Annotated in this window: 9 protein-coding genes and 2 pseudogenes; 10 read left to right on the top strand and 1 reads right to left on the bottom strand. The window is 29.6% G+C overall.

From position 1 onward, the window contains the following. Positions 1–103 precede the first annotated feature (103 nt). From L3B98_RS04245 to L3B98_RS04255, 3 genes are all read left to right on the top strand, one after another. Entirely contained in the window at positions 104–1,738 is a 1,635-nt protein-coding gene (locus L3B98_RS04245; RefSeq protein WP_238915746.1) for a helix-turn-helix domain-containing protein, read from the top strand. 42 nt (positions 1,739–1,780) lie between these two features. Then, positions 1,781–3,496 carry a methyl-accepting chemotaxis protein gene (locus L3B98_RS04250; protein ID WP_238915747.1) on the top strand — a complete coding sequence of 572 codons (1,716 nt, stop codon included), beginning with the start codon at positions 1,781–1,783 and terminating at the stop codon, positions 3,494–3,496. Between the two features lie 218 nt (positions 3,497–3,714). Beyond that, entirely contained in the window at positions 3,715–3,954 is a 240-nt protein-coding gene (locus L3B98_RS04255; RefSeq protein ID WP_343073599.1) for a hypothetical protein, read from the top strand. 273 nt (positions 3,955–4,227) lie between these two features. On the opposite strand, the gene L3B98_RS04260 is transcribed toward L3B98_RS04255, so the two are convergent. Then, the gene (locus L3B98_RS04260; protein WP_238915748.1) at positions 4,228–5,082 is read right to left on the bottom strand and encodes an NAD(P)-dependent oxidoreductase; all 855 of its coding nucleotides are present in this window, start codon (positions 5,080–5,082) and stop codon (positions 4,228–4,230) included. 140 nt (positions 5,083–5,222) lie between these two features. On the opposite strand from L3B98_RS04260, the gene L3B98_RS04265 reads away from it, so the two are divergent. The 7 genes and pseudogenes from L3B98_RS04265 (at position 5,223) to L3B98_RS04295 (ending at position 12,666) form a co-directional block, all read left to right on the top strand. After that, positions 5,223–6,050, top strand: coding sequence for a helix-turn-helix transcriptional regulator (locus tag L3B98_RS04265; RefSeq protein WP_077366095.1), 828 nt, complete (start codon positions 5,223–5,225; stop codon positions 6,048–6,050). Further along, positions 6,032–6,166: pseudogene (locus L3B98_RS04270) on the top strand (two-component sensor histidine kinase); the annotation flags it as partial. The gene L3B98_RS04265 and the pseudogene L3B98_RS04270, both read left to right, overlap by 19 nt. Positions 6,167–6,890: 724 nt before the next feature. After that, positions 6,891–7,281 (top strand): annotated as a pseudogene (locus L3B98_RS04275) (transposase); the annotation flags it as partial. A gap of 331 nt (positions 7,282–7,612) precedes the next feature. Next, positions 7,613–10,363, top strand: coding sequence for a sigma-54-dependent transcriptional regulator (locus L3B98_RS04280; protein ID WP_077366094.1), 2,751 nt, complete (start codon positions 7,613–7,615; stop codon positions 10,361–10,363). Between the two features lie 205 nt (positions 10,364–10,568). Continuing rightward, positions 10,569–10,871 carry a PTS lactose/cellobiose transporter subunit IIA gene (locus L3B98_RS04285; protein WP_077366093.1) on the top strand — a complete coding sequence of 101 codons (303 nt, stop codon included), beginning with the start codon at positions 10,569–10,571 and terminating at the stop codon, positions 10,869–10,871. A gap of 89 nt (positions 10,872–10,960) precedes the next feature. Beyond that, entirely contained in the window at positions 10,961–11,260 is a 300-nt protein-coding gene (locus tag L3B98_RS04290; RefSeq protein WP_077366092.1) for a PTS sugar transporter subunit IIB, read from the top strand. Positions 11,261–11,301: 41 nt separating this feature from the next. Continuing rightward, positions 11,302–12,666, top strand: coding sequence for a PTS transporter subunit EIIC (locus L3B98_RS04295; protein ID WP_015394975.1), 1,365 nt, complete (start codon positions 11,302–11,304; stop codon positions 12,664–12,666). Positions 12,667–12,766 lie beyond the last annotated feature (100 nt).

Genomic DNA, 12,766 nt, shown 5'->3' on the forward strand with positions numbered 1-12,766 from the left:
AATATGCACAAGCACAAATAATAATATAAAATATTTTTGCATATGCACAAAGGCTTATTGTTTTTATCTATAGAAATATATAATTTATGGAGGGTATCTGTGAATGTTTATTAGCACTATTATAGAAAAGTTAAAGATGTATGATCCACAAAGCTATATTAACAATAAAAATATAACTTTTATCCAATCTGTAAAATATGTAGAAACTGCTCCTACAGATTTTGCTCCTAATATACTATATGTGGCGGATGTATTAAAGCTTCCAATTGAGCATATTCACTTACATGAAGCTAATTTTTTAATTATATCTAAAGATAAAGTGTATAATTCTATTGGGAAAGAAATAAAGAGTAACATAGTAATTATTTCTTACAGTAGTATTGAATCAATTTTTAATTTGATTTTAGATATTTTTTCTGAATACGAAAGGTTAAGTTATAGCTCTTTAAGATTGCTAGAGGCTCTTTCACAAGATGATGGGCTTCAGAATATTGTTAACATTGGCTTTGAACTTATTGGCAATCCTATTTTTGTTAGAAATGCTAATTTGAATATACTTGCCTTTACAGAAAATATCGAAGTTGACATTCCTGTATGGGATAATATTAAATCGCGAGGTTATCAGATATATAGTAAATTGCACACATTCTTAACCAATGAAGTATTAAATTCATCAATGCCTATATATCTAAAAGCGCCTAATAGTAGATTTAAGAATAGAGTGAAAAATGGAAATGAATTAAATGAAAATTCTAAGTCTATTCTAAGTCTTAACTCGTCTAAAAATACTAAGTTTGCCGAATCAAGAATATGGGCCAATATTTATTCTGGAAATAAATTTTTAGGGCAAGCTGTAATACTTGAAGTATTTAAGCCATTTAGTGAAAGTGATATAACATTAATCAATCAGTTAAGTGAGACACTTTCTATAGAACTTCAGAAACACAAATATTATGAAACAACAAATGCAGACAATAGAGATTTATTAATCTTAGATTTACTTAATGAAAAAATTAAAAATCAAGAGGCTGTCAATGAAAATCTTAAATTCGCTAATTGGAATTTAAGAGAATGGCTACGTATTATCAGTATTAATATGGAGCAAGAAAAAATATCATTAATTCAATTTAAATTTATTCGAAATTTTTTGAAAAAACTTTTCCCAGATGCTGTATGTGTTTTATACAATGGAAATATTGTAACAGTGATTAATTATATTAGTGATAAGACGTTTCTTGAAATTTATTCAGAAAAACTAAATACTTTTTTAGGGGAGCAGAATATATTCTGTGGAATTAGCAGGCCATTTTCAAACTTAATTGACATTGATAAATACTATAAACAGTCACTTAAAGCAATAGAATTAGGGAAGTGCTTAAATAGTGACAAACTTATTTTTTTCTATGATTCATATATTTTGCAACATATTTTTTCTTTATGTTCTGGTCATGAGTCACTTAAGGAATTCTGTCATCCTTCACTTTTGAAACTTATTGATTATGATAAAAAATATAATACAGATTATTTAGAAACTCTTTATTCATACATAGCAAATTTTAAAAATCAGACTGAACTTGCAAAAGTAATGAATATACATAGAAATACTTTATATTATAGAATTTCTAAGATAGAAGAAATCATCAATATTGATTTAAATAATATTGATGATTTCGTAAGTATTTACTTATCGTTTAAAATATTAGAATATACTGGCGAAAAATTTTGGGGTTATAATTAAAAGTTATAATATTTAACTACACATTAGGGAGGAAAATTGTTTATGAACTATTTTAAAAATTTAAAAATTTCTCAAAAATTGATATCAGCTTTTATTATTGTAGCAATATTAGTTGGGGTTGTAGGCTTTGTCGGATTAAATAATATGAACAAAATTAATAATAATGCAATAAAAATGCATGATGAAAATTTAAATTCAATACAATGTCTATATGATTTAAGACTTAACTTTGCTGAAATACGTACCGATATTATAAGAATCATATTTCAAAGTAAAGGTCCACAAAATGCTACTTTAAATAAAGATATTAACTCTTTATTTGATGAGAGTAATCAACTTATGGAAACATATGAAAAGACATTAACTTCTGCTGATGATAAGAAAATTCTTTCTGATTTGAAAAAAAGTGCAAGTACATATAAAGAAGAGATGAATTCAATATCAAAGTTGGTAGATGAAAATAATTACGATGCTGCTAATGAAAGATTTAAAGGAAATGTTGTTAATGTTAGAAGATCTATAGAATCGACTTTAGATCAATTAATAGATAATAATATATCTGATGCTGATAACTCTAATGCTTCAAACAAATTAACATATAGAAATACTTCCTATATTACAACTGCTTTAGTAATGCTAAGTTTTATTATAGCAATTATTCTTGGTTTATCCATATCAATTGCAATTTCAAAACAGCTTAAAAAAGTGTTGATCTTTGCTAATGCTCTTGGTGATGGTGATTTAACTAAGTCAATAGAAATACAATCTAAAGATGAGATAGGAAACCTTGCAGGTGCATTAAATAACGCAAAAAGTAATATACATAATTTAATTGGTGAATTAGTTAATAGTATTAGTGAAATCAGTGCTACAAGTGAAGAACTTTCAGCGAATACAGAAGAGATTTATTCTAAAATGGAGCTTGTAAATAAATCTACAGAACATATATCTAAGGGCTCTCAAGATTTAAGTGCTACGACAGAAGAAGTAAATGCTTCAACTGAGGAAGTCACTGCTACCACTAATATTCTTGCAAAAAGTGCTACTGATACAATGATTTCGGCAAATGAAATAAAAGAACGTGCTATAAACATAAAGAATACTGCATCCAAAAACATAGAAGAAGGTAATTTAATTTATGAAGAAAATTGTTCTAATATTGAAAGAGCTATTGAGGAAGCAAGAGTTGTTGAGCAAGTTAAAATAATGGCAGATTCTATTGCAGAGATATCAGAACAAACTAATTTACTTGCTTTAAATGCTGCTATTGAAGCTGCTAGAGCTGGTGAACAAGGAAAAGGTTTTGCTGTAGTCGCTGATGAAGTTAGACAGCTAGCTGAGCAGTCGTCTCAAGCTGTGGAGAATATCAGAAATATGGTTTCGAAAATTCAAAATTCAGTTGACAATCTTTCTAAAAGTGGACAAGATGTTCTTGAGTTTATATCTAATAATGTAAAACCTAATTACGAATTCTTAATGAATACAGGTCTTCAATATGAAAAAGATGCTGAGTTTATGACAAATGTAGTAAATAACTTTGCAGCTTCATCTAAGCAAATTGATGAGGTAATAATTCAAGTGAGTAGTGCAATTGAAAATGTATCGGCAGTCGCACAGGAATCTGCAACAGGATCTGAGGAAATACTAGGAAGTGTTGAGGAAATCACTTGTGCTATTAATGAGGTGGCAAAAGCTTCACAAGTTCAAGCAGAGCTTTCTCAGAAACTTAATCAAATGATACAAAAATTCAAGATATAATGGATAAATTAAAATAAATGTAAGCATCGAAGGAACATATTATATAATTTCCACCCAAAATTTGTGCGTGTGTGGCTTTGCTGCCAATCAATGTGAAAGTACGTATATGGGGGATAGAAAAGGGGCTGCCGCACTAAATAATTAGTGCACAGCTCATTTTCGTGCAAAAAAATAAATCTCAAACTCTATGAATCTGGGATTTATGATAAAATATTTCTATGCTAAAAGAAAATATTTCGCAGAAAAATTATACAATTAATCAAACGTTTTATCAATTAAAACTTCCATTAAATATTGATTATATAATACCAGCCAATGATTCGGTGGGTTTACTAAGTCAATTTGTAGAGGAGATGGATTTAAAAGATTTATATTATTCGGCTTATTCTCGAGTAAGAGAAAATCAAGTATCGTCAAGAAAAAATGCTGAAGATTATGATTTATGGTTATATGAATAAACTATATTCATCTCGGGACAAAATATTTGTCTTTTAAGTCAGTCATACCAAAAGTTTTAAGTTCATGACCTTTCACAAAGTCATAAACTAAAAGCTTTGATATGACTGTTTTTCTAGTTAAATTCCTTTATCACTTGAGTAGTAGTCAGTTAGTGTTCCATCATAATTTATAATTTGGCTATTATGATTTTTTTATCTAAAGCTAAACAACAATCAATTTTATAATTAAAATTTAGCGTTATTTATATGCTTTCTAGGTTTTGTAAATTGCACCTATAAGGCTCCCATATCCTTAGCAACATAAATAGAAGGATATTTTGGGTGGAAATTTAGTTCATCTTTAATACGAGCAGGATCTGCAGTTAATTCCCATAGGTTATTCATAAGCCATCCATCTTCAGTAGGTGTTTGCTCTGGTCCTTCATACAGTTTATATAATTCACCTATAGCAATAGGATTATCATCTGCAACGTTATAGATACGGCCGCCAATATCAGGTGTGCTAGCAGCAAGTAATAATGCTTGATTGACATCTTCATGATGAATCATAGATTGCTTTCTTAACGGATTCCAGTTAATCATGTAAGGTAATATTTCTTCAATGTGTGGATCACCATCACCATAGACAAATGATAATCTCATAATACGAACATCTAGCCCTTGATCACAATGTAATTTTAGTAAAGCTTCCTCGGCAGCAAGTTTTGTTTTTGGATACATCAAATTAGATGGTATAAGAACATCATCTTCTTTACATAGTCTGTTTACATTTAAATCGCGATATACATTGCCTGTGCTGGTAAAAATAAATCTTGTGACACCTGAATCTAGCGCTGCTTTAGCTAATTCAATAGTCGCATCTAGATTCACTGCTGTAGCTATTTCTTCATTAATATCACCTCGAAATTGAGCTGCTGTATGTACTACGGCATCAACACCTCTTATAGCGTCAGCGAGATTTTTATTATTCAAAAGATCACCTATGACTACTTCAGCACCTTGTTCTTTCAATGCGAGTGCTTGTTCAGCAGTTCTTACAAGAACACGAACAGCATGTCCTTGTTTAAGTAGGTATGGTACAAAACGGCTTCCAACTTTGCCTGTTGCCCCAGTTAAAAATATCTTCATTAATTAATTCACTCCAATCTAAATAGTTTTGTTTATTAATTATTTTTATGTTATATTTCTAATATATCAGGATTAAAATAGTTTAACCATATTGTGGTTATCCTATGATTGAGAGTGGTAGGATATAAGGAGGAAAGTAAATGAAAGAGATTACAGTACAGCAGTCACTAGGTGAATTTTTACGTGCAACTAGAGAACGTCTTACACCGGAACAGGTTGGATTGCCTTCACATGGACGTCGCCGTACTCCAGGACTTCGACGGGAAGAGGTTGCTCAACTTGCAAATATCGGTCTTTCTTGGTACACGTCTATAGAACAGGGGAAAGACGTACATCCATCTCATCAAGTATTAGAAAGTTTGGCTGCTGCATTAAAATTATCTGATGATGAACGTCGATATCTTTTTTTATTATCCAAATCAGATGAATTAGAAGAAATAGAAATTTATAAAGAAGTTAGTAAAGGATTAGAAAGAACTGTTTTCGCATTAGAACCTAATCCTGCATACATAATGAATAAATATTGGGATGTATTGTTATGGAATCGTGCAGCAGAATTTTTATTTAGGTTTTCTTCATATTCTGAGAATTTAGATACAAAGCCAAACATATTGGAGCAATTTTTAACAGATACATTAAAAAGACAAGTTAACTCAGATTTGGAGGAACGAGCTAAAATCATTATTGCAAGATTTAGGGCAGATTGTGCTAGGTATCCCCAAGATGCAAGATTAAATGAAATGATTGAGAGATTTAAAGAGAAAAGTGAATTATTCAGATTATGGTGGCCTCGTTATGAAGTTAAAACTGTTACTGATTGTCATAAAGTATGGAATCATCCTGAAATTGGAGAGTTGGAGTTTGAACATGTGAATTTGCAATTATCAAACTATCCTGATTTAAAAGTAATGATTTATACAGCTTCACCTGCTACAGCAGAAAAAATTAAACAAGAAATAGTGATATAGTTGGGCCTGGATTAGGGTTAGCTATTACAAGAAATATTATATTACATCAAGGAATGGTAGCGGCCTATAGTGATGATAAGGGTACTACATTTGAAGTAAGATTACCATTTAAATAACTATAGTGCGATGAAATCGAAGAATTAAGCTTTAACGTTAGGGAGTTACATTAAATCGGTGTGGTTGGCAATGTTGTGCAATTTAAGTGGTAGAAAGTCACTCTGAAAAGATTAAATAAGTGGGAAACTAAAATTAAATAAAAGTGTATGATTTACGCACATACTTTTATTCAGTTGTGAGCGATAATAACTTTCACTCAGCTTAAAAATTTATTTTATAATATTTACAGTTCCATCTTTTCGAGGTGCCGCTTTTTAATTAATATTATTGCTAAAACCTAAAGCAACAGTGCCCAATATGGTATAATTTTCTGGAATACCAAGTTCTGAAAGCATACCTATAACATTGGGATCATCTCGAACGATACTTAAAGACTATATCCAGCACGAACAAATATTAAGTGAATGAGCAGCGAGCATCATATTTTTAAGTGCTACAGCAGAGTCTGCTTCTTTTATTACTTCATTCATAATCATAATCATTCCTTTCGCTCGCTCAAGGCATAAAGCGCAATGAAATGTTATCGGTTCTTGGCTTTGAGCGAATTATTTTATATTATTTATTTTGTAGGGATAACAGTTAACTACAAATCACGGGGAGGCGAGTGGGCTGCTCCTATTAGGAGTGACCGCATAATTATATGTGTAGATTATTCGTCCAAGCACAAATAAGTGTGACTTAAAGCACGCAGACTTATCTTTGAATAAACAAATCTCTTTTATTGCTAAATGGATTGCCGATTTGTTTAAGCATGATCTTGTTGCTGGTAGCTTTATGCCGCCTTTACCTATTAGGGAACTTCGTGACCTAATGAGGTACAGATTTAAGCTTACAAATTTTCTCTTGGGCAGGGTTTACACCTCAGAATAATGAGAGTGCTGGAAAGAAAAAGTCAGTAACAATTTCAAAAGCTGGTTGTTATATAAAACCTCTATTAGTACAGTGTGCTACCGCTGTCGTTAAAAGTGAGAAGCATCCTGAAATTCGAAACCGCTATTTAAATCTAAAAAAATGTTATGGACACAAGCGAGCTATTATTGCAATTGCAAGAATGCTTTTAACTGCTATTTACCACATACTTAAGAAGAAAGAACCTTATAATGCTGAATTATATAGTGATAAAGCCTCAAGACCTAATTCACCTATTAATGTTATTATTGGATTGCTAATTATAATTGAATATGATCTTAAGCAGAATATTCATAGCAATTCAAAATTTGCTGATGATGTTATTGCCAATTTGGCTTCAAAAAACAATGATTCAAATTGTAAACTACTAGTTGGTGGTGCATATTATTCACAAGAAAAAGCTAAAAATGCTTTAAAACAAGGAATTGAAATAGTGTTACCAAACTAAACTACATTATTTTACAGTTTTTGTGGTTTAATCATAATATAATAAGATTCATACAAAAGTACAAGACAAAAAAAGGAGGAATTGGCAAATGAGGAGAATTGATTTAGTGCTTATAAAGCTTAAAGAGTTGAAAGATTCAAATCCTAATGGAGCCTCAGCAATTGATATTGCCCAAATGCTAAATTTAGATAGAGCAAATGTAAGTAAAGATTTAAATAAATTAGCAACACAAGAAAAGGTTATAAAAACAAAAGGGAAACCTACATTATTTAAAATAAATGATGGGTACAATAAGAATCAAACTAATAATGGTGAATCAAAAGAGATAAAAGAACATAATATAAATGACACATCTATTATGGATATATTTCTTGGAAAAAATCCGAGTTTATATGTTGCTGTTGAACAGGCAAAAGCTGCTATACTATATCCACCAAATGGAATGAATATCTTATTGCTTGGAGAAACTGGTGTTGGTAAATCAACTTTTGCAGGGTTAATATATAAATATGCAATTGAGATGAAGGTGAAATCAAAAAATAGTCCTTTTATAACTTTTAATTGTGCGGATTATGCTAATAATCCACAATTACTGCTTGGACAAATATTTGGAGCAAAAAAGGGAGCATATACTGGGGCAGATTTAGATAAGGCAGGCCTTATTGAAAAGTCAGACGGAGGAATTTTGTTTTTAGATGAAGTTCATAGGCTTCCAGCAGAAGGTCAGGAAATGTTTTTTACCTTTATGGATAAAGGGGTATATAGAAGACTTGGAGAAACCGATAGTGAAAGAAGTGCAAGTGTACTTATAATAACAGCAACTACTGAAGATCCAAACACGACTCTGCTGAAAACATTTACAAGAAGAATTCCAATGGTAATAACCATACCTGCATTAAAAGATAGAGGGATGGAAGAAAGGTTTAATCTTATAAAACAATTTATGATTGAAGAGTCAGGAAGACTTGGCAAAAGTATTAAAGTATCTATCAATTCAATCAAAGCATTTTTATCTTATAATTGTGAAAATAATGTTGGGCAATTAAAATCAGATATACAGCTTGCTTGTGCAAAAGCATATGCAGATTATTTGTCAAATAGAAAAGATGATATCAAAATAAATAGTGTGGATTTACTATCTTATATAAGGGAAGGATTATATAAAGAAATAGAACATAGGCAATTGTGGAATAAACTTATCGATATAAATAAAAGATATTGTATCTTTGATAAAAATGAAGAAAAAATTATTTTTGAAGAAAATACAACTGATGAAAATATCTATGAAATGCTGGACCTAAGAACTAGAGAACTTAAAAGTAGGGGAATAAGAGGAATAGAACTTGAAGAAGAAATGGAAAAAAACATAGAAGATTATTTCAAAAAATATATGAATAAGGTTTATGGTAAAATTGATACTACAAATTTAAATAATATTGTAGATAAAGATATAATGGAGGTTATAGAAGATGTTATTGAATTCTGCGAAGATCAATTAAAAAGAAAACTTGATAAAAAGATTTATTATGGTTTGGCTGTACACATTAATAATTCAATAGATAGGATTAGAAGAAATAAGAAGATTTCAAATCCTAAATTAAATTCTATAAGAAAAGAATATGAAAATGAATTTGAAATAGCTTTAAATGCAATAAAAATTATTGATAGAGACATTGATATACATATGCCTATAGATGAGGCCGGATTTATTACCATGTTTTTAATATATGATGATCAAAATATTAAAGTAGTAAGAAGTGACGTTAAAATAATAATAATTGCTCATGGAGTTAGTACAGCTACCTCCATGGCAGATGCAGTTAATAGTTTACTTGGAAGCAAATATGCTATAGGAATAAATGCACCAATAGAAGAAAGACCGAAGAATATTTTGGAAAAGGTTAAAGAATATATAAGAGAAAATCAAATTAAAACAGATATACTTTTTCTTGTAGACATGGGTTCATTAACAACCTTTGGGAAAGAAGTTGAAAGTGAATTTAAGATAAAAACAAGAACTGTACCATTAGCATGTACATTACATGCAATAGAAGCAACAAGAAAAGCAATAATAGGTTATTCATTGGATGAAATTTATAAAGAAACCCTAGAAGTAAACAATTTATATGACAATAATGTTTTGGATTATGAGCCAGAAGAAAGTGAAGAAAAAAAATTAGCTATTATAACAATTTGTACGACTGGTGAAGGTGGTGCAAAGACTATTAAAACTCTTATTGAAGATTCTGTTAAGTTTGACCATAATTTTATTGAGATAGTTCCACTTAATTTTATAGGTAAGGAAAATATTTATGATAGAATAGAAAAAATAAAAAAAGCATATGATATATTATGTTTTGTAGGACCATTTGAATTAGATTTAGATTATCCTCAATTTATGCTAGATGATATTATTGAAGGAAATTGCATTGATAATATTCAAAAGTTAATTGATATAGAAAAAACCTATGTAAAAATGCAGGAAACCTTGGAGAATAAATTAAAAAATGTTGATGGAAAAGCAGTTCTTAAGGATGTTAAAAGATTCAGCAAAACCGTTTCTGAAGCTTTAAATATTAAAATTACAACTAACGTACTTATAGGAATAGCTCTTCATATGTCTTGCATGATAGATAGGCTTTTAGAAGGGAAAAATATAGATGACTTTCAAGGTAAGGATACTTATATAAAAGAAAACCTTAATTTATATAGAATTATAAAAAGTGCATGTACTTCATTAAATACTAAATATTCAATTATTATTTCTGATGAAGAGATATGTTGCTTAATGAATTTTTTTAATCCTAAGGTGTATTTAAAAAATAACCCACATAAGTGATGTGGGTTGCGAAAAGCAAGAAAAAACAACACACATTGAATATGTGTGTTGTTTTTTCTTAAAAAGCTTCTTTTTCTCAAAGTATTGAAAACAGTGAACTAGGAGCAAAACTAGTTTTTTAAAAAAAGGATAAAACATGGCATGATTATTGCTTATATATTAGTGTAGGAACAATAGAGTTGGAGAGAGAATTGGAGGCAAAGCTATGGAAACTATAATAATGGAGTTGATAGTTAATTCTGGAAATGCAAGAAGTAGAGCAATGGAAGCAATAAGAATTGCTAAGAATGGAAATATAGAAAAAGCTAGAGAAAAGTTAGAAGAATGTGAAACAGAAATAGGAAAAGCTCATAGTGTGCAAACGAATTTAATTCATAATGAAGCAAAAGGTAATAAAACAGAAGTTGATTTACTATTAGTGCATGCTCAAGATCACTTAATGAATGCTATGACAATTAAAGATATGGCAAAAGAATTTGTAGACATGTATGAAAAGTTTAGTAAATAAAGATAGTTTTGCTTTTAAAATAAAAGTATTTTATATTACTTTTAATTAAATTTATATATACTTAATTACCATCTTAGGAGGAATTTATCATGAAAAATATCACATTAATTTGTGCAGGGGGATTTTCAACAAGTATGTTAGTTTCTAATATGGAAGAAGCAGCCAAAGATAAAGGGGTAGATGTAGTAATAAGGGCTATCGCTGAATCAAAATTTATAGAATATGAAAACGATACAGATATTTTGTTATTAGGACCACAAGTAGGATATTTATTAGAGGAAATTAAAGAAAGATATGTTTCGAAAAAAATGAAAATAGCAGTGATTGATAGCATTGATTATGGAATGATGAATGGTGAAAAAGTATTAAATGATGCTTTAAATATGTAAAAATAAATTTTTAATATATATTTTAATAAGGGGGAACAACAATGAAAGAGTATATACAAACAAATTTAATACCAAAGGTTAATAAAATAGCAGCTAACAAGTATTTGAAAGCTGTAAGTGATGGATTTATGACTATTATGCCAGTTATAATAGTAGGTGCTATATTTTCATTATTTAATTCATTATCAATACCAGCATATCAAGAATTTATTACAAATACAGGATTAAAGTCTATATTAACAATACCTAATATGGTAACTAATGATATGCTTGCAGTATATGCAGTATTTTTTATAGCATTTAGCCTTGCAAAACAATTTGATAAAGATGCAGGTGTAGCAGGAATGATTTCATTATTTACATTCTTAGCTATAACACCAATTTCAAATACTTCAGGTATAATTAATAATTTCTTAAAAGCTAATAAAGTTGTATTGCCAGATGGTGTAAAAGCTCCAGCAGCTAATGTTTTCACTTTTGATTATTTAGGTGCAAAAGGATTATTTGTTGCAATTATAGTAGCATTAATATCAACAGTTATATATAATAAATTAATAGATAGTGGATTAGCTATTAAAATGCCTAAAGGGGTGCCACCAACAATTACAAAATCTTTCTTAGGTTTAATTCCTGGATTTGTTATCATAATATTATTTATGCTTTTAAATAAAGCTACTACATTATTACCAATACAAGGAATAGACGGATTACATTCTTTAATATATACCTTGATTCAAAAACCATTAGAAGCATTTATTGGAAATAATATATTCTCATTCCTATTTGCTATATTACTTGCACAAATATTATGGTTTTTTGGAGTGCATGGTGTATCAGCAGTTATATTACCAATATTTTATCCATTATGGACATCGTTAACTGCAGCTAACATTGAAGCAATGAACGCAGGTGTATCATTATATGAATTACCTAATATTATAAATAGAAGTTTCTTTAGCGTATATGCTTTATGCGGAGGTTCTGGGGCAACTCTTGGACTTTGTATATATATGGCTTTGAGAGCTAAGAGTAAGCAATATAAAACTCTTGGAAAATTAGCAGTATTATCTAATATCTGTGGAATAAATGAACCAATTGTATTTGCGACCCCTATGGTGCTTAATCCTTACATGGCAATTCCATGGATATGTACACCATTAATAGCAAGTGTAATAGGATATATATTAACATACATTAAAGTAGTACCAAGGTTAACAACAATAGTTCCTCTTGGAACTCCAGTATTAATGTCAGGATTCTTAGCAGGTGGTGTAGATGGCTGGAGAGTTGCGTTAGTGCAAGTGTTAATAATTGCTTTAAGTGCTTTAATATACTTACCATTCTTTAGTGTAATAGATAAGAAGAGTTATCTGAATGAATTAGAAGCTGAAAATTCAGAAAAATAGTAAAAATTAAAGTGATAATATTTAGGCAAATGTAAGTTTTAAATAATTGCCTATATAAATGAGTTTAGCAAATTAAATTTAGTGCACAATTTAAGAGAAG

This window comes from Clostridium sp. YIM B02555 (genome assembly GCF_022320955.1).
Lineage (GTDB): Bacteria > Bacillota > Clostridia > Clostridiales > Clostridiaceae > Clostridium > Clostridium saccharoperbutylacetonicum.